Source organism: Lysinibacillus sp. OF-1 (assembly GCF_028356935.1).
GTDB lineage: Bacteria > Bacillota > Bacilli > Bacillales_A > Planococcaceae > Lysinibacillus > Lysinibacillus fusiformis_D.
On record NZ_CP102798.1, the window covers coordinates 3,983,007 to 4,005,048 of the forward strand.

Sequence of the window (22,042 nt, forward strand, 5' to 3'; positions counted from 1 at the left end):
AACAATCTCCTCCTCTGTAGGTTCTATTTTACTCTAAGTAACAAATCAAGTCATATCCCTTAATTTCTTTGGATTTCTTACAACGATAGGTCTACAATAGATTACGTATAAAAAGTTAGGAGGCAATTCTATGAATCACGCAAAATCTGAAGCAATACATGCAGAGGCTATACAGCATATCGTGGGTGGTGTAAACAGCCCTTCTCGTTCATATAAAGCAGTAGGTGGCGGTTCTCCTGTGGCAATGGCTCGAGGAAAAGGTGCTTATTTTTGGGATGTAGATGGCAATCGTTATATCGACTATCTAGCAGCATATGGACCAATCGTTACTGGTCATGGCCATCCTCATATTGCAAAGGCCATTACACATGCAGCTGAAAATGGTACATTGTTTGGAACGCCAACTGAATATGAGGTTACTTTCGCAAAAATGCTAAAAGAAGCCATCCCATCTATGGACAAAGTGCGTTTTAACAACTCTGGTACTGAGGCTGTTATGACAACTATTCGTGTTGCACGCGCCTATACAGGCCGAACAAAAATCATGAAATTTGCTGGTTGCTACCACGGTCACTTCGATTTAGTATTAGTAGCTGCCGGTTCTGGCCCAGCAACATTAGGAACGCCTGATTCAGCAGGTGTAACAACTTCGACTGCTGAAGAAGTTATTACGGTACCTTTCAATAGCCCTGAAGCCTTTACAGAAGCTATGAATAAATGGGGCGAGGAAATTGCAGCGATCTTAATTGAACCAATCGTAGGCAACTTCGGTATTGTGGAACCAAACCCAGGTTTCCTTGAATTAGTACATGCGACAGCAAAAGAAAAAGGTGCTTTAACGATTTACGATGAAGTCATCACAGCCTTCCGCTTCCACTATGGCGGTGCTCAAAATTTACTCGGTCTAACACCTGATCTAACAGCACTGGGGAAAGTTATTGGCGGTGGCTTACCAATCGGAGCATACGGTGGTCGTAAAGAAATTATGGATACAGTTGCACCCCTCGGCCCTGCATATCAAGCAGGTACGATGGCTGGAAACCCTGCCTCTATGCAAGCAGGGATTGCCTGCCTAGAAGTGCTACAAACACCAGGTATTTACGATGAAATGGATCGATTAGGTGGAATTCTAGAAGAGGGTATTTTAGCTGCTGCCAAGAAGCATGGCGTAACCATCACGTTAAATCGCCTCAAAGGGGCACTAACGATTTACTTTACAGATGTGAAAGTAGAAAACTACGACCAAGCTGAAAACTCTGACGGTGAAATCTTTGGTCGTTTCTTTAAATTGATGCTTGAGCAAGGTATCAATCTAGCTCCTTCTAAATATGAAGCGTGGTTCTTAACAACTGAGCATACGGAAGCAGATATTCTTGAAACTATTAAAGCCGTAGATACTGCGTTTTCTCAATTGTAAGCATGTGACAATACAAAGGCGACTTGTTAGTAAAAGTCGCCTTTTTCATATTCAAGCATACAAATCTATGTATTTTATGTGCACTTCCTTCTATAATGTAAAGAAACTAAAAAATATTAGACAGAAAGGACATCTTTATGAAATTAGGTGCCCGTGTATTTAAAACTGGTGTCGCTATTGTCTTAGCACTGTTTATCGCAGAGTTATTAAAGCTCCCTTCACCTGTTTTTGCTGGAATTGCAGCCATTTTTGCGATTCAGCCTTCTATTTATCGTTCATATCAAACTATTGTAGAGCAAGTGCAGGCAAATATTATAGGTGCGACTATCGCCGTTATGTTTGGCTTACTCTTTGGCCATCATGTTGTTGCCATTGGCATAGCCGTCATAATAGCTATTGGTTTAATGTTGAAGTTTAAACTTGAAAAATCGCTTTCGTTGGCGTTGGTGTCAGTTGTGGCTATTATGGAATTTCAAGGCGATGACTTCTTAACGTTTGGATTGATACGCTTTGTTACTATATTAGTTGGAGTGTTAGCAGCATTTGTTGTTAACCTTGTTTTCCTACCACCGAAATACGAGGTAAAGCTATTCCGTAAAATCTATATTTTACAGGACGATATTATTCGTTGGACACGACTTGCTGTACGTCAGGCTTCTGAGCATACATCCACAAAGGGAGCATTAAGTAAATTTAAAAGCCGTATGTTGCGCGTGGATACGCTGTATGATTTATTCAAGGAAGAACGTAATTACTTCAAAAATAAAAAGTATGTGAAAGCACGTAAACTTGTAGTCTATCGTCAAATGATTTTAACTTCCAAAAAAAGCTTAGAATTACTACAGCGTTTGCATAAGCATGAAAACGAATTGGCGCAGCTACCTACGCAATTTCACTTGATGATACAGGAGCGACTTGATTCCTTATTAACATACCATGAACAATTGCTCTTGAAATATACAGGGAAATTAAAGCCTGAGCATTCACAGTGGAGTAAAAGCATCGACTATGTCCAACGCAATGAACTGATGGAAATTTTCATCAAGCAAGTCAACTTTGCTCGTGAAGAAGGCGATATGGAATTTTCTAGCTATCACCTACTTTATATACTATCGCGTATTTTAGATTATGAGGAAAATCTAGAGCATCTAGATACACTCATCGTATCCTATCAAAGTCATCATGGACATGAAATCAATGTAGAATTTGAAGAAGAATTTATTTAACTAGCGTTTTAAGCGACAGATGATCTTAAATCAAGGGAGTTTGAACACCCGCTAAATCAAGATTAATCTGTCGCTTTTACTATACAAAAAAAATCCTCCAAGTAGTGACCTACTTTAGAGGAAGGGTGTTAGTTTCGCAATGTTAGCAGCTGTTGCTCTGCTTGCTGACGTTTTACCGTTTGCTCATCACGTAAATGCTGATAATTTTCAATACCTGAAACAATAATGTCCCACATTTCTTCGAGGCTCTGTGTTGGGCCTGATTGCTGACCCATAGCAGTGCTTAATTGCACCGCTTCATCGCTAGCTCCTCCGAATTGCTTCAGACGATTTTCAAAGGCTGATGCAGATTGATTTTGTAATTGTTGTCGCCTATCATTCACCGCATTCATTAATCCCATTTTAAAAACAGGGATGGTCTTAACAAAAGCGCCATTAATTTGTTCCATCAGTTCACTATTGCCATGACGTAGCATTTCGATTTGCGGAGCTGTTAAAATGGCGACCATACGTGATTTTTCTAATTCATCTATTTTCTGTCGGAGCATCTCAGCAATTGCTTGCAAACTATTCAGCTCCATTTTCGCCACCTGATTACCAGCCTCGCTCTGCTTTTCATACATCGGAATCAATGTTGTTTGTACTTCATGTAATTTTATATCAGTAGCTACGATATATTTTTCTAGTTCAAGATAGTACATCAAGTCCTCGTTATATAATCGTGCAAGTATTCGATTATCCTTCGCTAATTCCTCTTCCATCAACACAAAATGATAATGAATTTTCTCAATATCTCTACCCAGTACATTGTATTTGGCAAATAAATCTTCATCATTTTTGGTTTTACGTGCAAATAGCTTTTTAAAAAAGCCCTTTTGCTCAGTAAAATCTTTTTTATCAAATGTCTGCATTAGAACTTCAAGCTGCTTAAATAATTCATTTGATTCAAAGGATGTTGAGCGGGTAATAATAGCTAAAATCTGATCTGCAAATGTAGCTAATTTTGTCGCTGGCTCTTTTCCGAGCGCCAATAGTTCTAACTGATTTTTTATATTGATTCGATTAGCAATTTGCTGAACCTCTGCATGGTCTCGCAACTGTTCTTTGACGGCGTCAGCGGTTTCTAAGGTCAGCTGCTCCAACGTCTTCGAGATATTTGACATTCGTGCCGCCTCCTTCCTGCCATTAGAAAAAACGATTAAAGAGTTTTTTAATGATTTTATCGGGTGCAGTTTTTTGCTGTTTGGGTTCTTCATAGGGCAAGTCAAATAGCATATGTTCTAAACGATGTACATCGAATGTATCCTCTTGCAAATGCTTTTCTAAGTCAAGTTGGCCTGTCGGATTATAAAATATAATATCCATACCAAAACGATTTAAAAATGCCAATAATGCCATATCCTCACGTGATAAAGCTGGTTGCTGAGGTGCTTGATATAATACCAGTTTGGGTACATCTTGTGAATAATCAAAGCTTTGCATTAATCGCAGGATATCCTGAGGAATCATCGTCATTTGTTTGAATAAAAATAACTGTAAATCATATAAAGTCTCATTTGGCTGTTGTTTCAACATGGGCTGCTCACAGGAAGTTTTTATCGTGTGGGCGATTGCACGCTGTAGCTCCAATGTTAACTCACCATATTGCCACCAATCACTTTGCATAATACGCTCTACTGACAGCTCCCCATTCACTAAGCAATGCTTATAATGAAAATGAAAATTGGCTCTGCTTGTTGCTGCATAAGGAAATTCCTGTACAAAAACCGTTTGCGAACTTGTCAGTAATTGATGCATTTGATGCCAGTATTCTTCTCTTTGGCTTGAAACACCACTAATTTTTGCAAATATAACTGGGATGACTACCTCATCTCCAATCACTTCAAACTGCGGTCGAACCAAAGCCTTCTCTTTTGCATAAATAAAAATATCATCATATGTCATCCGTAATGTTAATGAACGTGGCATAAAATCTTTAAACTGCCAAGGCTTATAGACACCTGATTGTTGATCATGCATTAATTGTTCAAAATGCTGACTAGAGCGATAACCTACCGTTGCCTGCCGATCGCGAAGCTTATCAGGAAATGGCTGTAAAGTTGTTTGATTAGCATATGCGTACGTGATAGAGAATGTATCAGTAGGGTCAATCTCTGCTAATTCATCTATTTTAGCTGGATGGAAAATTAAGACGTCACAGCCAAGCTCCATTAATAGTAATAAGAAATAACGCTGACTTATAGTGGTTTCCCCATACCAAACAACTTTAGGAAAATCATCAGTTGGTTTCATGGATTTTGTCCATATAATCCAATGGTTTTTTAGCCACTTCACCATATCAATTAAAAATCGGCGAAAATCATTTGCTAGCAGACCTAACGATTGTTGTTGTTGGAATAGTTCTACTACTTTAATGGTCGCTAATTGTAAATGGCGATTCATAACACCATCATCATGCTTTGGTATTAACTGATGACCATACATCATCGCCACTAGACGATTAATAGATAGCCCTTTTGGCGTTTGTTGATGCTGCGATAAAATTGTTTGTATGGCTTGAAAATCCTTTTGTTCAATATGCTTATTTAATTCTTCACTTAAAATATGGATATTAGCGTTTTGTGACAATGTAAATAACGAATTGAAATAATCATCTTCTTCGATTGGTACACCTAATACACGAACAGCAATCCTACTAAAACTAACTTGTTGTGCTGTTTCCTCATAAAATGCACGATCCTTTGGTGAATCTTGAAACGCCTGTAGCCAATCATCAGGATGACGCTCCAACACTGATTTAATTGTGATTGTTTGCATACAAACGCACCTCCTAAAATCATCCTCAGCATATGCTGAAGCATTCATTTGTCATAGGACGACTCTATCTTATGACAAAAATAATTGAAAGCTTATACTATTGTCTGTTGTGAAGTCATCTGTAAAACCGTATCTAGCAAATCTTTAGTAAATGCTTCACCATTATAAGCCGAGTAAGTTGTATTTTGTAAAACTTTTGGCTGTTTATCCTTTAAATCTCCATGATTCGGTGTAAAAGCTAAATCAGCCATCGCCAGCATTCCATAATCCATAATAGAATCCCCTGCCGCTATATGCACATCGTATGTACAGAACTCTTTCATATATTCGATAGCCGCTTCCTTCGTCAGTACCTTGGGCATAAAATACAATTTTTTACCTTGTAAAAGAACATACCAGCCATACGTATCAAACTCTTGAATCATAGCTTGTAATTCCATGTGTGGTAAAGTTTCAAGATCCACATGGTGTACATAAAACAGATTATCTATATACAAAGAACGTTGTAGCCATGTATCGGATTTAATTGATTGAAAATGCTTTAACAGATCCTCTCGTGGGATTGAAGAATCTGCAATACGTCTACATAGTGTTTTCGTCCATTTTTCAGAGGGCTGGCCCTTTTCTAATATTGTACCCCCATTGCTTGTAATTGCAAAAGCAGGACACATATCACTAATAAAATGAATTCTTTTATATTGATGTAATGCCCTAGTCGTAACAGGTACAAATATTGTTTGTTGGTGTATCTGTTGCAATAGAGATGCTGTTGCCTGCGTCATCATGCTCATTGCTTTCTCCGCCTTGTGTTCAACGACCACTGTCTCTGTAATCGGCGGAAAACTCTCCATCATACGTTGAGAATAAATAAGCGTTCTATCTAAATCCGATGTAAATAGTATCATCATAATCTCCTCTATAATGCTTTGATTAAGCCACAACATGCATAGGACATATTCGAATATTCTTCTACCTGTACATTTTTTTCTTTGGCTAATAATAAAATATGTTCCAATTCATGCAAGTACTGTGGATTAATTAAAATTTTCCAAGGTAACCGTCGAAGCAACACTCTAGTCGTCTCACCTACACCTGGTTTGATAAAATGAATATTCTCAATGCCAAAATCGCGTTGAATCTTTTGCACAGACTTCATGCCCTCCCAAGTAATAGGAGCGATGACCTGCTCTTGAAATTGTTGCAATATCGTACTCTGTACATGTTCAAAACATGTGACGATACGTTCTATGTACAGGTTAGAGACATCCATATCTTCTAACTCTTTGTAGTATTTAGCACCATGAAAGTCATTTGCATCCATGAACTGTAAATTTAACACCGTTCTACTCACCAATCCAGATACAGTCGAATTTAAACAAGCAGACGGGATTAAAAAGTCTTGACGAGTTCCATAGATGGTAGCACAATGCCCAGGATCAGCCAATACAGCTAAATTGGCATTTAATTGTCCGGGCTGTTGCGCATTAAATTTTTGACAGGAATGGATTAATTCATTGGTAATTGCCCCTTTTCCTGTCCAGCCATCAATAAATTGAAGATTTCCTAGGGGATGCTCTGTCAAAATGTAACGGATCGCTACCTCATCAAACCCTCGACCACGTAGTATAGAAATAGAGTAATGTGGAATATTCACCCTATATCGCATGGCTATATACCGTTTGATTAAAATGCCAATGGGTGTACCTGCCCTTGCTAAACTAACAAGCACTAAGTTTTCTAGCCCTCTATTTTCAATGATTTGCTCTGCCACCACTCCAACAGCGATGGCTACTCTCTCTGCATGCGCATCTAACGTTTTATAAAAAAGATTCATATAGGTGTTAGATGGTTGCCTTTCCATTGGTAGCATTTCAGAATAATGTGTGCCTGATTGAATAAGCTGTTCACGTTTTTCATTATCCAGTTCAAGATAAACATGCCCAATATCACGCAATAAAAATAGAACATCCTCTGGTGCATAGCTCCCCATTTTGTCTGGCTGCAAAGTTGAAATCATTGTTCTACCTCCCATTCATGCATACAAATCACGTAGACCTTGGCGTTACTTAATATTTGTAACTCATTTACCACACGAGCAACAACCTCTTTACTTGCTATACGTTCCACCATAAAGAAAAGTTCCGTGTAGGACTGGCTTTGTATATTATATAAATAATTATCAACGCCATTATTCTCTGGACTTTCAAAGGCTATTTTTTCAGTAATCGTGTATCCTAAATCATCCGTACAATAGATTGGACTACGAGTAGTTGATTGAAAATAAACGTCGTTTCCTAAATAAGAGGCAATTTGCATAGGGACATACATAAACTCACCTGTTCCAATAACTAATGCCGGACCATGTGTACGAAGCTTTTGTAATTGCTTGGCGATGGTCTGTAACATTTTCTTTTGTTGAAAATGCTGTTTTGACGTGAGCATAAATCTCCCTGTTGCTACTAGATAGGGTTGACTATTTACGAATTTATTCTCAGCAATAGATCGATAAAACTTACGATCAATAGATTCTTGAATTGGCCATAGTGTTAGATTATTTGTAGGTTGTGTTAGTATATTAGGCTGTGTGCTCGTTAAGCTTGGTATACCCGAACAGTTAAAGTGTCCACACATGATTGAGATGAACACAATGGAAATACCCCATTGCTCTTCTAATTGCTGAAAAATCTTTTGTTGCTGTTCAGAACGCCAATCTAAAATAGAGAGCACAGCATACTGCTTAACTAACGGAAATTTCCGTCTTAATGTTTGAATGATATTAATAACCGTATTACCAGTAGTAATCTCATCATCAATTAACACAATGCGTTTAGCTTGTAGTAACACTTCTGGCTCCTCAGTATAAATTCTATGGCTTGTCGCATGGGAGTGTTCTTCCTCAAATGTAACAAATGGTTCAAAATCGGGAAGCACTTCACGTGTTGTGTGAATATACATTGCATTCGAATCGTATGCGTTAAATACCGCATGTCCTAGTGCAGTAGCTGTCTCGGCAAATCCAACGAACAATGTTTCTTGTGCTAACTCGAGGCTACCCTCTGTAGAATTTTGTACTTCTGACAAACCCGCACCCTCTTTTAAAGCTTTAACGACTGCTGATGAAGCTGCTACTTTTTGTCCAGTAAGATGCTGATGATACATCATGGCTAGCAGGGTCCCTGTCAGTAAGGGCACTTGCGGGCGCACAGCTAAATGTTTACCAAGTACGGTGCTTACAAACAAAAATTGCCTTTTCTTATTAATACGAGCTGCCATTTTAAACAAGTCGGTTAGCGCAAAATTATGCGGATTGTGGGTAATTTCAATATCGATTGAATAATCCGGTAAAATGCTTAATTTACTCATTTGTTGTTGCATAAACACTACCACCTATTTCTGAATTTAATAAGAGTGAGGCAAAATCGACAGATTCATGATAGACACCATAGACTTGTGCCTGTTTTAATATTCGCTGTGCCCATCTCATATGTGGTTTGATTTCATTCATCTTGTTCGCATAATGACTTTTCATCACACCTTTGTGACCATCATTATTCTCTACAATACTTAGCGCATCTAAATATTCTTCATAGGAAATGGCATAGAGGGCATGAACAACACGGATATGACTAGGATGAATAATTGTTTTTCCCACAATACCATTTTGTTTATCCATTAACACTTCTTTCATTAATCCATCTAAACAATCGTCTAATAATGCTTTCCTCGTATCAAGAGCTCCCTTTTCACTAAATGGTGTTTCTCTTAATGCAGGCTTTAATACACGCTGATTACTAAAATACTCCCACACAGGCCCGGAGATAACAAACCCGTCTTCCTCACGACCAAGGACGTTGACAATATCTGCAATACAATCACGGATTACACTGATATCATAAATGGTCGAGTCCATACGACGACGAATTCCATAAATGCCACAGAAATCAGTGGCACCAATACGTACATTTAATACACGAGCTCTGTATTGATGTAGCACTGCCTTAATGTCTAATAATGCTTCCATGCGAGATTCCTTATAGAGCACCTCACGGCTCTCTAAAATCGGCATACCATATAGAATTAAGTCATTTTCTAAAATTGTTTGTTCAAGAAGCTCAAAATAACGGGCGCCCTGTGCTGCTGTAAACTTTGGAAATACATAGCCCGTTAGTATTTCTTGCTTTTTCCCTAAAATAGTTGTTAACCTTTGAAATTGCTCAACATGACGTACACGAATAAAAAGTAATGGTAGATCCTGAAGTAATAATTTTTTTTGTTGATAGAGTGCATATAGCTCACTAATATCCTCCATCAACTTCGCTTCACAATCTCGTAATTCTATATCGCCTACTGCATCCTCCAGATCAATGACGAGTGATGTGAGTTCTTCATATTTTTGTGATTGAATCAAACTCACAATCGCAGGCATAGAAGCTGGCATATACAGAGTCGCACCTAGAGCATATGATAAAATATCTGGCGTTTCCCACTTAGTAAAAGGCTGTGGCTTCTTAAAAAAAATCGTCTCTGCTTCTGTTGCAAAGTGTTGCATCTAATCCTCTCCCCGATAACTATGCCTTTTGTGAAAAAAGCACTGTATCAGCCTGTTCTATACAGACCAATACAGTGCCTTGTTTACACTGCTGTTTTCTTATTCATCTTGTGAACAACAAACGTCAATAAGAATGCAGCAATTAAAATAATAAAGAATACTTCATGTGAAAGATGGAATCCAAAAATACTAGCAAACATTTTCAATGCAATAATGGCAATTAAAATATAGGCAGTCGTTTCAAGTTCTGGTACACGTTCAATCAATGAAAGAAATACACCAGCGATGGTACGCATCATAATAATGCCTAAAACTCCACCTAATAAAAGAACCCATACTTGATCGGATATGGCAAATGCCGCTAATATAGAGTCTACTGAAAAGGCGATATCCATTAATTCAACTGAAATAACAGTCGCCCAGAAAGTACCAAAGACTCGAACCATCCAACCTGTCTTCTTAAACTCGTGTGCGTCTCCTTCATCAGTGCTTTTATTTTTAAAATGTAATATGACTAACCACATTAAATAAGTTGCACCGATCACTTTAACAATAGAGAATTTTACGAGGTAAACGCCAATACCGATGAAGAGAAATCGGAAAAAATAAGCCCCAAACATCCCATACATTAGCGCTTTTTTCCGCTGATGCTGTGGAAGATGTTTAACAAGTACTGCTAAAACAAGCGCATTGTCTGCAGACAATAGCCCTTCCATAATAATCAATGAAAAAATAAGGCCCCATGATACTGGATCTGTTAAAACTTGTCCCCACATCTGCCAGTTAAAAAACTGTGCATATGTATTTAATATCTCGTTTATTACATCCACCGAAGATCCCCCGTCATGTCATGTACATATACCCTACTCGTTACTGTAGGCCATATGCGTTGATTAATGCTGCTAGTCCACCCTGATAGCCTGAGCCTACTGCGGCAAATTTCCACTCGCCATTATGACGGTAAAGCTCACAAAATACAACGGCAGTTTCAATACTGAAATCTTCGCCTAAATCATAGCGTAATACCTCTGATCCCGAATCTTCATTTGTCAATCGAACATAAGCATTTAGTACTTGTCCGAAGTTTTGATGACGACCCTCAGCATCATAGATAGTAACCGTTACCACAATCTTTTCAATTTGAGGTGATACTTGCTTTAAGTTGACAAGAATCTTTTCATCATCCCCATCACCTTCACCTGTACGATTATCACCTGTATGAACAACAGATTGGTCTAGACTCGCTAAATTATTATAGAAGATAAAATCTTGTTCATTACGACATTTACCTGATGCATCTAGTAAAAATACAGATGCATCGAGGTCAAAGTCTTGCCCACCATCAAATTGCTTAACATCCCAGCCTAAGCCAATGCCAATGCTATTTAATCCTGGGTCTTGCTTGGTTAAATCAATACGTTGCCCTTTACTTAATTGAATAGCCATTCAAAATCTCCCTTTCTGTCCAAAGATGAAATTTTAGTTTACACTTAAGCCGTAATCATTACATAAAGCAGCTAAGCCACCTTGGTAGCCAGCACCAATTGCATTAAATTTCCATTCTCCATTATGGCGGTATAATTCCCCTACTACGATAGCTGTTTCAATACTGAAATCCTCGCCTAAATCATAACGGATAATTTCCTCGTTGGAAGCAGCATTAACAATACGAATATACGCATTAGACACCATTCCGAAATTTTGACTACGAGACTCTGCATCATGGATTGTTACAGTGAAGGCTAATCGTTGAACATGAGCAGGCACTTGCGTTAATGCAACTTTTACCACTTCATCGTCACCTTCACCAACACCCGTTAAATTATCGCCCGAATGTTCAACTGAACCGTTGCCACCTGTTGTATTGTTGTAGAAAATAAAGTCATTTTGATCAGCTACTTTGCCTGTATCAGCCAGTAAAAATACAGAAGAATCTAAATCAAAATCATTACCACCGTCATATTTATTTGTATCCCAGCCTAAACCTACAACAACATTTGTTAATCCTGGATTTGTTTTTGTTAAATCTACCTTTTGACCTTTTTGTAGTGAAATTCCCATACTCTTTATTCCTCCTATATAGTCATTTATTTATTGATATCTTCGAACAACATCGCCAAGTTTTATATCATTCGTTCCCGTACCAACTGCAGCAAATTTCCAGTCACTATTATGACGGTAAATTTCTCCACAGACTAACGTCGTTAAATTCGAATAATTATCAGTTAAATTATAGCGAATTAGTTCGCTTCCTGTCCTGTCATCATACACACGAATATATGCATTTTGAATCATACCGAAATGTTGATTACGACCTGCTGCATCATAAATGTTTACAACAAACACAAGCTTGTTATATTGCGTTGGTACAGACGATAGCTCAATTGTAATTACTTCATCATCGCCATCGCCGTCTCCTGTTAAATTATCACCAGAATGTCGAACAGAGCCGCAATTACTTGTTAATTTTCCAAAGTAAACAACATCGTCTCCCGCTATCACCTTATCATCTTGCAGCATTAAGACTGAAGCATCACAGTCTATGCTTCTGCCACTGCCACTATTTCTACTAGAAAATAAACCACCTAAAAAGCCGCCACTTTTCTCTTGCGCTACAGGGTCCCACCCTAAACCTACTTTAATTTTATTTAAACCTGCGTTACCTTTTGTTAAATCAACTCGTTGCCCTTTTTGTAAATTAATCCCCAATTTTAACACCCTCCTCAAATATGTATTTCAACTGAAAGATTATATGGTAAGTAATAATCTACTAAAATAAAATTTTTCTACTTTTTAAGTCTAAAATAACGTGACAAAAAATTCAATTAATGGCTCCTAAAAGATATTTTCGCTTATTTTTAGAAAATTCCTCCTGTTACCTACTACTCTTTAAAACGACTTTGCTGTAAAAGAGTTCCTTTTATTCCCTTTCGTATAGATGGGCAAAATAGCTAAAAAAACCTTCTAACTAGTAGAAGGCTATAGTATTTAACTAACTTTTCATCTTTGGATCGAGTGCATCTCTTAGGCCATCTCCCATCAGGTTAAAGCCAAGAACCGTTAGCATAATTGCTAATCCTGGGAAAATCATAGTCCAAGGAGCATTTAATAAAAACTTTCGAGCATCTGCTAACATTTTTCCCCACTCAGGTGCTGGTGCTTGAGCGCCCAGTCCGAGGAAGCCTAATGCTGCTGCTTCGATGATGGCAGTCGCAATTGCAAGCGTTCCTTGTACAATAATAGGCGTCATAGAATTCGGCAAAATATGTGAAAATAAAATTCGTGAATCACGCATGCCGATTGCTTTTGCTGAGACAATATACTCTTCTTCTTTGACGCTCAACACTTTGGAACGAATTAAACGTCCAAAATTCGGTATGTTAATAATGGCAATGGCAATTAATGCATTTTGTAAGGATGGTCCTAGTACCGACACAACAGCAATCGCTAATAGCATACTAGGGAAAGCGAGCATAATATCAAAAATACGTGAAATAATTGTATCAATCCATTTACCATAATAACCGGCGATAATACCAAGCAAACTACCAACAATTACCGATAAAACAACTGAAAAAAAGCCTACCCATAGCGAAATTCGTGCACCATGAATGATTCTAGAAAAAATATCTCGCCCAAAATCATCTGTTCCAAACCAATGATCACCTGATGGTGCTAGTAAACGCTTCGATAAATCTTGTTCATTTATCCCTTGTGGTGCAACGAGCGGTCCTACTACAGCAAGTAATATAAAAAATATAACAATCCCTGCACCTATTAAAGAGATTTTGCTCTTTTTAAAGCTTCGCCAGCCCTCTAACCATGGACCGACCGCTCGTTCTTGAACTGGTGCTGCTTCTTTTTTTATGTCAATTGCTCCAGTCATCATTGCAGCTCCCTTCTATTTGTATTTAATACGTGGATCAATCACTGTATACAGTAAGTCCACGATTAAGTTAATCATGATGAAAATAAATGCAACGATTAGAATACCTGATTGAATGACAGGATAATCCCTGAAGCCAATCGCATCATAAATATAACGACCAATTCCTGGCCAACTAAAAATCGTCTCTGTTAGAATGGCTCCCCCTAGTAATAACCCCGTCTGTAACCCGATTACCGTTATTACAGGAATAATAGCGTTCTTTAAAGCATGCTTATACACAACAATAAACATTTTTTGGCCTTTTGCTCTTGCAGTACGTACATAATCTGAGCGCATAACTTCTAACATAGAAGATCTTGTGATTCTTGCAATAATAGCCATAGGAATGGTTGCCAGTGCAACTCCCGGTAATATTAACCTCTTTACAACTTCAATAAATTGATCGAAGCGCCCTTGAATGAGCGTATCCAATAAATAAAAATGGGTTATAGAGGTTATTGGATTTCGAACATCCTCTCGACCAGAAGTAGGTAACCAGCCAAGCTGACTACTAAATGTCCACTGTTCCATCAAGCCTAGCCAGAATACAGGTACAGATACACCAACTAATGCCACCACCATCGCTGTATAATCGAACCAAGAATTTTGGAACCATGCAGAAATAATACCCGCATTCACCCCAATAACAATAGCAATAATCATCGCGAAAAATGCAAGTTCAGCTGTTGCTGCTAAGTATGGAAAAATTTCTTCTGATACAGGTAATTTTGTACGTAAGGAAACACCTAAATCTCCCTGAAAAATGCCTGCTAAATAACTAAAATATTGTGTATACCAAGGCTTATCTAATCCTAAACTTGCGTTTAATGCCTCGACCGCCTCTTTTGTCGCCTGTTGTCCTAAAATAACTTGTGCTGGATTACCAGGTATTGCGCGTATCAACATAAAGACGATAAAAGTCATTCCAAGCAAAACTGGGATTAGCTGGAGTAAACGTCTCCCCATATAGTGAAGCATCTTCATCACCTCTCTATGATTTTCATAATCTACTTTGAAGTCTTTATATACTGTTGAAAGGTTGAACCTTCACCAAACGATTTTGAATGTTTAGATGAGTGATCTTTCACACAGGAGAAAATGATTGTCTATTACTAGAAAAGAATCTGCGAGATTTCCACGGCTTACCCGCAGAAAAGCAAGCAGATTCTTTTAAACTCCTCTATTCAATTAGAAAATGAAGTTTACTATTGAATATCTACTGCATCTAAACGGTCAGAACCTGTAGGATGCGCAATATAATTCGTCACTTTCGCATTAGCAGCTAAAATTGGAATAGAGTGAGCAAGTGGAACCCATGGAGCATCCTCAGAAATCATGACTTGAGCTTGCTTATAAAGTTCATTACGCTTGTCCTCATCAATTTCAGTTTGAGCAGCTGTCAATATTTTGTGTAATTCTGGATTGTCATAGAATGTATAGTTATTAGAACCGATATTATCGCCGTCTAATAACGTGTATAGGAAGTTATCCGCATCTCCATTATCACCTGTCCAGCCAAGTAAGAATGCATCCGCTTCACCATTTTGTGCTTTTTCTAAATAAGTAGCCCATTCAAATGATACAATTTTAGATTTAATGCCTACATCTTCTAAGTTCTTTTGAATCGCTTCTGCTACTTTTTGTCCGTCTGGCATGTATGGACGTGGTACTGGCATTGCCCATAGTTCAATTTCTTTACCATCATAGCCTGCTTCAGCAAGTAATGCCTTCGCCTTTTCAGGATCATACGTATAGCCTGTAACATCATCGTTATAACCTGAAATTACTGGTGGCATTGGGTTTTTCGCTGGCTCTGCTAGTCCTTCATAAAATGCATCCACCAATGCTTGCTTATCAATTGCATAGTTGACTGCTTGACGCACTTTGACATTATCGAATGGTGGTCGAGTCACTGTTAAACCTAGATAACCAACGTTCATAGATGGACGTTCGATTAATTGTAATTTAGCATCGCCTTCGATTGTTGCTTTATCAGATGGACTTAAACCATCAGCCACATCAATATTGCCTGCTAACAAATCATTTAAACGCGCAGAGTTATCTGGAATAGAACGATAAATAACTTTATCTAATTTTGGATAGCCATCAATATAGTAGTCTGGGTTTTTCTCGATCGTTACAGAATCATTACGTACCCAGCTAACAAATTTGAATGGGCCTGTTCCTACTGGATTTGCAGATAAGCCTTCTTCATCTGCCTCAAATGCTGTAGGCGAAGCAATCGCAAATGGGGACATGGCTAAATTCTTTAGGAATGGTGCTTGTGGTTGACTTAACTTAAATACAACCTTATAGTCACCTTCAGCAGTAACTGATTCGATTACTTGTTTGTCTCCAACGACAAATTGGGAGCTAAAATAAGGATATTTATCAGTACTTGACTTCCAACGTTCAATATTTTTCACAACTGCCTCGGCATTAAAATCTGTACCATCATGGAACTTCACACCTTCTTGTAGCTCAAAAGTATAAGTTAATCCATCTTCTGAAGCCTCCCATGATTTTGCTAACCCAGGTTGAATCGTTACATCTTGTTCGCCAAAGTTTACTAATGTTTCATAAATATTAGCTGTTACCGTAAAAGATTCACCATCTGTAACAACAGCAGGGTCTAGTGCTACTGAATCTCCACCACGACCATACACTAATATTTTTGGTTCACCACTGCCAGCTGTATCGCCACCAGTTGATGTATCTTTACTACCCGTATCCTTAGTATCTGAGCCGCCACAAGCTGCTAAGATTGTCGAGAGAATAAGGAGTAGCATTACACCTAAAGTCCAAAGCTTCTTTTTCTTCATTAAATTTCCCCCTATGAGTTTTTATATCATTGAATGTTGAAGCGCCTCATAAAGATGGCAAGCAACATAATGACCCGGTTTTACTTCTTGCATTTTAGGTACTACTTGTGAGCATTGCTCCTTTTTAAAAGGACATCTCGTATGGAAAGTACAACCGCTTGGCGGGTTTGATGCACTCGGAATATCTCCAGAAATAATGATCTGTTCCCGTTCAAACATCGGATCAGGAACAGGGACTGAAGATAAGAGTGCCTGTGTATATGGATGAAGCGGTTCAGCATATAAGTCCTCACTCGCTGTCAACTCTACTAATTTACCTAGGTACATTACGCCAACACGATTGCTGATGTGGCGCACTACCCCTAAATCATGGGAAATAAAAATATAAGTCAGCTTTAAATCCTTTTGCAGCTTTTGCAATAAATTTAATACTTGTGCCTGTATGGACACATCTAGCGCAGATACTGGCTCGTCCGCAATAATTAAGCGCGGGTTGGTCATCAAGGCTCTAGCAATTCCGATACGCTGCCTTTGCCCTCCGCTAAACTGGTGCGGATAACGCTTGATATGATATTCATTCAATCCAACAATCTCAAGTAGCTCCAACACCTTTTGTTTCCGCTCTTTGGCATTTCCTATGCCATGAACAATAAGGGGCTCCTCTAAAATTTTGCCGATGTTATGGCGCGGATTTAATGAGGCATAGGGATCCTGAAAAATCATTTGAATATCTCTACGTGCCTTCCTCATTTCATTATTGGATAATTCTGAAATTACTTTACCTGCGAATTCTATTTTACCTTCCGTTGGCTCCAATAAACGCATTAATAAGCGGCCTGTTGTGGATTTACCACAGCCTGACTCTCCTACAATGCCTAATGTTTCTCCCTCAAATACCTCAAATGAAACATCATCCACCGCCTTCACATCCCCAGCATGTGAATTCAGGACACCCTTTCGAATAGGAAAATATTTTTTTAAACCATCAACCTTTAATAACGCTTTCGACACGCTGTTCCACCCCCTGCTTCTCTAGTAAAAAACATCTCGATTTATGGTTCTCTGCTGCCTCAAATAAAGGTGGTGTTTCTTGTAAACAACGTTCCATCGCATGTTCACAGCGTGCCGCAAATCGACAGCCGACCTGGATGCTCCCAGGTTTTGGTACACTACCAGGAATAGAATATAGATTGTCTTTTTTATAACGCATATCAGGTACTGATTGAATAAGTCCTTGTGTATAAGGATGTTTCGGATTAGTAAAAACTTCTTGAATCGGTGCCTCTTCCACGATTTGTCCAGCATACATTACAATCACTCGCTCACAAGTCTCCGCTACAACGCCCAAATCATGTGTAATTAACAACACAGCTGTATTCAACCGTTTATTTAAGTCTTTCATGAGCTGTAATATTTGAGCCTGAATCGTCACATCTAATGCGGTTGTAGGCTCGTCTGCAATTAATACTTGAGGATCACAAACAAGTGCCATGGCAATCATAACCCTTTGACGCATTCCACCAGATAGCTGGTGGGGGTAATCCTTTAACAATTCCTCAGCCCGTGGTAAACCGACAAGTTTCATAATTTCAACCGCTCTTGCAAACGCTTCCTTTTTCGACCATTTAGGATTATGAATTTGAATCGCTTCTTTAAGCTGGTCACCAATCGTAAACAAGGGGTTGAGAGAAGTCATTGGTTCCTGGAATATCATCGCAATGTCTTTTCCACGAATTTTTTGCATTTGTTTATCCGTACATTTTGCGAGATTTTTGCCATCTAGCAAAATTTCGCCACCTGTTATTTTCCCTGGTGGTGATGGGATCAATCCCATGATGGACAACGACGTAACGCTTTTTCCGCTTCCCGATTCTCCTACAATTCCTAAAATTTCTCCTTCATGGACAGAAAAATCGATATCATCTACAGCAGGAATTTGTCCATTATCTGTGAAAAAGGTTGTTTTTAAACCTTTTATTTCTAGTAGCTTCTTCCTCATGCGCAACGTCCCACCCTACCTATATTTTACTTAGTTGTATAATGTTATTAATAGCATACTATAACTTTCGTTAAATTCCCTATTTTCAGATAATTCTACCTAAAAATCTTTGCTCTTTCAATCACTAATATTCTCCAAATTACATAGTATTTCTACATTAATCTCATTTCATAATAACTAAATCTTATAAAGAGATAGTTTTTTAGCCTTTATAACAAAAAAATAGCCTTCATTAAATGAAAGGCTATTTTGAAAAAATTCCATATATCATATAATTTTTAATCTAAATGCTGTACTTGGAATAAATTATAATACGTTCCTTGTCTGTCCATTAATTGTTCATGTGTACCATTTTCTATTAATTGCCCATGATCTATGACGAAAATCTTATCCGCATGGGTAATAGTAGACAGACGATGTGCGATGATAATGGTCGTCCGTTCATGAGCAAGTTTATCGAGTGATTCTTGAATCAATGCTTCACTTTCTAAATCTAACGCAGAAGTAGCTTCATCAAGGATTAAAATCGGTGGATTTTTTAAAAATACTCGCGCAATAGCAACCCGTTGTTTTTGCCCGCCAGATAGCTTTACGCCTCGTTCTCCAACCTTTGTATCATAGCCATTAGGCAAACCCATAATAAAGTCATGTGCATTTGCAGCTTTAGCTGCCTCAATGACTTGTTCATCTGTTGCACCTGGTCGTCCCATTAAAATATTTTCTTTAACAGAATCACTAAAAAGTATATTATCTTGCAGAACAATACCAATCTGTGAGCGTAACGAATGTATAGTGACATCTCGTACATCGTGTCCATCAATCGTCACCTTACCACTTGTTGTATCGTAAAAACGAGGAATCAAACTGATAATCGTGGATTTACCACCACCACTCATCCCAACAAATGCAACAGTTTCTCCAGGATTAATCGTAAAATCGATAGCATTTAAAATAGATGCGCCAACTTTTTCATATTGGAAGGACACGTTGTGAAAGCAAACTTCCCCATTTGCACGTAGTAGTTCACGAGCATTGTCCTTGTTTTTCACTTCATAAGGCTCATCTATTAATTCAAACATCCGATCCATTGAGGCGATCGACTGCGTCAAAGTAGTCGAGGCACTTACAAGGCGGCGAAGTGGACCATACAATCGTTCAATATAAGCAATAAAAGCAACCATTGTTCCAACTGAAAGTGATCCATTTATGACTTGGTAGCCCGCATAGGCTATGACCAACAATGGCGCTACATCCGTGATTGTATTAACTACTGCAAATGACTTAGCATTCCACTTTGTTTGGTCGAGTGCCTTTTCTAAAAATTCCCCATTTGCTGTATCAAATAATTTTTGTTCATGCTTTTCTAGTGTGAAACTCTTAATAATGCTCATACCAGCTACACGTTCATGTAAATAACTTTGTACACCCGCAAGTGCTTGAGAACGTTTACGTGTTAAAGCTCGCAGTTTGCCAAAAAAGTATTTCACACTTAATGCATAAAATGGGAAAGCGACTAATGCGACTAATGTCAGCTTTACATCCATTGTTAGCATAATGACAATCGCAATAATAATCGTCGCTAGGTCCAGCCAAACATTCATTAACCCCGTCATAACAAAGTTCTTCGTTTGCTCAACATCATTAATGACCCTTGATATAACATCTCCAGCACGTGTATTGGCATAATATTTTAAACTTAATCGCTGTAAATGTGCGTAGATTTCCTTACGAATATCAAACAACACCTTATTACTAACGTGTTGTGCAAAATATTGACGATAATACTCGATTGGTGGACGGATAATAAAGAACACAATAATGGTTCCGCCTAACCAATATAACAGCTCTTTTGTTTTATCTACATCTGTTAGGTCTTCTGCTGCAATAATATCATCTAACACAATTTTAATGAGTAGTGGAATAAACAGGGGAATAGCAAATTTCACTATACCAATGATAATCGTTAAAATAATTTCCCATGTATATGGTTTTACAAAGCGCATATACCGCTTTATGCTTCCCAACTTTTCATCACATCCTTACAAAAAGAAACAGACATTCGATTATGAATGCCCTACGTATTATAGCAATATTTTGATTAAAATACAGTTATATTGACTTTACAGCGAACTATTTTACTTCTCTCTTTACAGTTGGCTGTATCCAACAAAAAAACACCTATTAGGTAAACTAATAGGTGTCACTAACAATCATCTGACTGCATATCAAGCTGGAACTTGTAACGATTTGTCCAGACATCGATGAAGTCGGGTGCAAATGGTCCTCTTTTTTGTTGAATCCAGCTTATTAATTTATCGACATTGCGCTTTAAAATTTTATCAATGACTTCAGGATAAGACATTTCCTTACGATGAAGCTCATATTCATCCTCATCTAAGAGGGTATAAGACATGTCAGGATAAACTTTAATGTCTAAATCATAGTCGATATATTTAATGGCATTATTATCGAAAACAAATGGTGAGCTTAGATTACAATAATAATACACACCGTCTTCACGTAGCATACAGATGATGTTAAACCAGTGTTCCGCATGAAAGTAACAAATAGAAGGCTCTCTCGTTAGCCATGTCCGACCATCGGATTCTGTCACAAGGGTCCGTTCATTCGCACCGATAACGATATTCTTTGTTCCTTTTAAAACCATCGTTTCTTGCCAAACACGGTGGATACGGCCATTGTGCTTATAACTATGTATTTGTATCGTTTCTCCTTCTACCGGTAATGCCATTTTGAAGCCCACCTTTTCGTCTATGCTACCTAAATCTAGCAGTCTCTAGTATATTATAGCAATGTGTACGCGAAAGGTGTAGTTAGAAAACCACAAATTTCACTACGCCATTTTGAATTAGTATAAAATTTAGTCAATTAAAGCGATTTTTATAAGCTTGTCAGCCTCAGTGGGATTATTTAATTAATTGCAACGCTATACCACTTTTAGAGGATTTTCTTAGCAATTAGAAAGGGGCTGTCTTTTTCATCTTTTCGGATTTTAGACAGCCCCTTAGAGGTAAATGCAGTTATGCAGTTACAAAGTGTTACTCACCTAAATCTTGGTTAGTTTTAGAGAAACGGCCTGAAGCTGGAGCTTTCTTTTGCTCTGCTTTTGCATTTTGCTTTTGCACTTCATTTACGTCCGTTTCATAACCAAACTCTTCACTTTGACGTTGCATGTTTTTATTCGGTTGGAAATTTTGGTTGTTTTGTTTTTTCATCCTTCATTCACCTCCACGCTAGTTATTGTGTACTGAGGTGATGACTTT

General features: G+C 38.1%; 20 protein-coding genes. 2 read left to right on the top strand and 18 right to left on the bottom strand.

Features of this window, described 5'->3' with window-relative positions; genetic code table 11:
• The first annotated feature begins 130 nt into the window (after positions 1–130).
• Together NV349_RS19570 and NV349_RS19575 are read left to right on the top strand one after the other, a co-directional pair.
• A complete protein-coding gene (locus tag NV349_RS19570) occupies positions 131–1,417 on the top strand; it encodes a glutamate-1-semialdehyde 2,1-aminomutase (RefSeq protein ID WP_036122177.1) in 1,287 nt (428 codons plus the stop codon).
• Positions 1,418–1,554: 137 nt separating this feature from the next.
• The gene (locus NV349_RS19575; RefSeq protein ID WP_036122179.1) at positions 1,555–2,643 is read left to right on the top strand and encodes an FUSC family protein; all 1,089 of its coding nucleotides are present in this window, start codon (positions 1,555–1,557) and stop codon (positions 2,641–2,643) included.
• Between the two features lie 128 nt (positions 2,644–2,771).
• Here NV349_RS19575 and NV349_RS19580 read toward each other — a convergent pair whose 3' ends face one another.
• The 18 genes from NV349_RS19580 to NV349_RS19665 form a co-directional block, all read right to left on the bottom strand.
• A complete protein-coding gene (locus tag NV349_RS19580) occupies positions 2,772–3,806 on the bottom strand; it encodes a toxic anion resistance protein (protein ID WP_036122180.1) in 1,035 nt (344 codons plus the stop codon).
• A 22-nt stretch (positions 3,807–3,828) separates the two neighbouring features.
• Positions 3,829–5,460 carry a YceG family protein gene (locus NV349_RS19585; protein WP_271910982.1) on the bottom strand — a complete coding sequence of 544 codons (1,632 nt, stop codon included), beginning with the start codon at positions 5,458–5,460 and terminating at the stop codon, positions 3,829–3,831.
• A 92-nt stretch (positions 5,461–5,552) separates the two neighbouring features.
• Positions 5,553–6,368, bottom strand: a complete 816-nt coding sequence (locus NV349_RS19590) for an HAD family hydrolase (protein WP_271910983.1) — start codon at positions 6,366–6,368, stop codon at positions 5,553–5,555.
• A gap of 8 nt (positions 6,369–6,376) precedes the next feature.
• Positions 6,377–7,477: a cysteine protease StiP family protein gene (locus tag NV349_RS19595; RefSeq protein WP_089934945.1), complete on the bottom strand. Its 1,101-nt coding sequence runs from the start codon at positions 7,475–7,477 to the stop codon at positions 6,377–6,379.
• A complete protein-coding gene (locus tag NV349_RS19600; RefSeq protein ID WP_089934943.1) occupies positions 7,474–8,835 on the bottom strand; it encodes a phosphoribosyltransferase family protein in 1,362 nt (453 codons plus the stop codon). The genes NV349_RS19595 and NV349_RS19600 overlap by 4 nt, the downstream gene beginning before the upstream one ends.
• Positions 8,816–10,009, bottom strand: a complete 1,194-nt coding sequence (locus NV349_RS19605; protein ID WP_089934940.1) for an HpcH/HpaI aldolase/citrate lyase family protein — start codon at positions 10,007–10,009, stop codon at positions 8,816–8,818. Before NV349_RS19605 ends, NV349_RS19600 begins: the two co-directional genes overlap by 20 nt.
• A gap of 83 nt (positions 10,010–10,092) precedes the next feature.
• Complete coding sequence (locus NV349_RS19610) at positions 10,093–10,839, bottom strand: TerC family protein (protein ID WP_271910985.1); 747 nt, start codon at positions 10,837–10,839, stop codon at positions 10,093–10,095.
• Positions 10,840–10,879: 40 nt separating this feature from the next.
• Positions 10,880–11,455: a TerD family protein gene (locus NV349_RS19615; protein WP_036122208.1), complete on the bottom strand. Its 576-nt coding sequence runs from the start codon at positions 11,453–11,455 to the stop codon at positions 10,880–10,882.
• Positions 11,456–11,488: 33 nt separating this feature from the next.
• The gene (locus tag NV349_RS19620; protein WP_036122212.1) at positions 11,489–12,070 is read right to left on the bottom strand and encodes a TerD family protein; all 582 of its coding nucleotides are present in this window, start codon (positions 12,068–12,070) and stop codon (positions 11,489–11,491) included.
• 30 nt (positions 12,071–12,100) lie between these two features.
• Positions 12,101–12,718 (bottom strand): TerD family protein, encoded by a 618-nt coding sequence (locus tag NV349_RS19625; RefSeq protein WP_036122214.1) that lies wholly within the window; start codon positions 12,716–12,718, stop codon positions 12,101–12,103.
• Positions 12,719–13,001: 283 nt separating this feature from the next.
• Positions 13,002–13,898: a nickel transporter permease gene (gene nikC, locus NV349_RS19630; protein ID WP_036122217.1), complete on the bottom strand. Its 897-nt coding sequence runs from the start codon at positions 13,896–13,898 to the stop codon at positions 13,002–13,004.
• A gap of 12 nt (positions 13,899–13,910) precedes the next feature.
• Positions 13,911–14,915, bottom strand: a complete 1,005-nt coding sequence (locus tag NV349_RS19635; protein ID WP_036122220.1) for an ABC transporter permease — start codon at positions 14,913–14,915, stop codon at positions 13,911–13,913.
• A 227-nt stretch (positions 14,916–15,142) separates the two neighbouring features.
• Positions 15,143–16,759 carry an ABC transporter substrate-binding protein gene (locus NV349_RS19640; protein ID WP_036122223.1) on the bottom strand — a complete coding sequence of 539 codons (1,617 nt, stop codon included), beginning with the start codon at positions 16,757–16,759 and terminating at the stop codon, positions 15,143–15,145.
• Positions 16,760–16,780: 21 nt separating this feature from the next.
• Positions 16,781–17,770, bottom strand: coding sequence for an ABC transporter ATP-binding protein (locus NV349_RS19645; RefSeq protein ID WP_036122226.1), 990 nt, complete (start codon positions 17,768–17,770; stop codon positions 16,781–16,783).
• Entirely contained in the window at positions 17,745–18,758 is a 1,014-nt protein-coding gene (locus NV349_RS19650) for an ABC transporter ATP-binding protein (protein WP_036122228.1), read from the bottom strand. Before NV349_RS19650 ends, NV349_RS19645 begins: the two co-directional genes overlap by 26 nt.
• Before the next feature lie 278 nt (positions 18,759–19,036).
• Entirely contained in the window at positions 19,037–20,761 is a 1,725-nt protein-coding gene (locus NV349_RS19655; protein WP_196243740.1) for an ABC transporter ATP-binding protein, read from the bottom strand.
• 200 nt (positions 20,762–20,961) lie between these two features.
• Positions 20,962–21,510 (bottom strand): nucleoside tri-diphosphate phosphatase, encoded by a 549-nt coding sequence (ntdP, locus tag NV349_RS19660; RefSeq protein WP_036122234.1) that lies wholly within the window; start codon positions 21,508–21,510, stop codon positions 20,962–20,964.
• Positions 21,511–21,817: 307 nt separating this feature from the next.
• The gene (locus NV349_RS19665; protein WP_008173504.1) at positions 21,818–21,994 is read right to left on the bottom strand and encodes a gamma-type small acid-soluble spore protein; all 177 of its coding nucleotides are present in this window, start codon (positions 21,992–21,994) and stop codon (positions 21,818–21,820) included.
• Positions 21,995–22,042: the final 48 nt, after the last annotated feature.

Excerpts from the sequence above, each read along its gene's own strand:
- NV349_RS19665 (WP_008173504.1), bottom strand. The coding sequence starts at position 21,994 with ATGAAAAAACAAAACAACCAAAATTTCCAACCGAATAAAAACATGCAA.
- ntdP (WP_036122234.1), bottom strand. The coding sequence starts at position 21,510 with ATGGCATTACCGGTAGAAGGAGAAACGATACAAATACATAGTTATAAG.
- NV349_RS19615 (WP_036122208.1), bottom strand. The coding sequence starts at position 11,455 with ATGGCTATTCAATTAAGTAAAGGGCAACGTATTGATTTAACCAAGCAA.
- NV349_RS19595 (WP_089934945.1), bottom strand. The coding sequence starts at position 7,477 with ATGATTTCAACTTTGCAGCCAGACAAAATGGGGAGCTATGCACCAGAG.
- NV349_RS19640 (WP_036122223.1), bottom strand. The coding sequence starts at position 16,759 with ATGAAGAAAAAGAAGCTTTGGACTTTAGGTGTAATGCTACTCCTTATT.
- NV349_RS19655 (WP_196243740.1), bottom strand. The coding sequence starts at position 20,761 with ATGCGCTTTGTAAAACCATATACATGGGAAATTATTTTAACGATTATC.
- NV349_RS19650 (WP_036122228.1), bottom strand. The coding sequence starts at position 18,758 with ATGAGGAAGAAGCTACTAGAAATAAAAGGTTTAAAAACAACCTTTTTC.
- NV349_RS19600 (WP_089934943.1), bottom strand. The coding sequence starts at position 8,835 with ATGCAACAACAAATGAGTAAATTAAGCATTTTACCGGATTATTCAATC.
- NV349_RS19585 (WP_271910982.1), bottom strand. The coding sequence starts at position 5,460 with ATGCAAACAATCACAATTAAATCAGTGTTGGAGCGTCATCCTGATGAT.
- NV349_RS19570 (WP_036122177.1), top strand. The coding sequence starts at position 131 with ATGAATCACGCAAAATCTGAAGCAATACATGCAGAGGCTATACAGCAT.
- NV349_RS19575 (WP_036122179.1), top strand. The coding sequence starts at position 1,555 with ATGAAATTAGGTGCCCGTGTATTTAAAACTGGTGTCGCTATTGTCTTA.
- NV349_RS19635 (WP_036122220.1), bottom strand. The coding sequence starts at position 14,915 with ATGCTTCACTATATGGGGAGACGTTTACTCCAGCTAATCCCAGTTTTG.
- NV349_RS19605 (WP_089934940.1), bottom strand. The coding sequence starts at position 10,009 with ATGCAACACTTTGCAACAGAAGCAGAGACGATTTTTTTTAAGAAGCCA.
- NV349_RS19590 (WP_271910983.1), bottom strand. The coding sequence starts at position 6,368 with ATGATGATACTATTTACATCGGATTTAGATAGAACGCTTATTTATTCT.
- NV349_RS19620 (WP_036122212.1), bottom strand. The coding sequence starts at position 12,070 with ATGGGAATTTCACTACAAAAAGGTCAAAAGGTAGATTTAACAAAAACA.
- NV349_RS19580 (WP_036122180.1), bottom strand. The coding sequence starts at position 3,806 with ATGTCAAATATCTCGAAGACGTTGGAGCAGCTGACCTTAGAAACCGCT.
- nikC (WP_036122217.1), bottom strand. The coding sequence starts at position 13,898 with ATGATGACTGGAGCAATTGACATAAAAAAAGAAGCAGCACCAGTTCAA.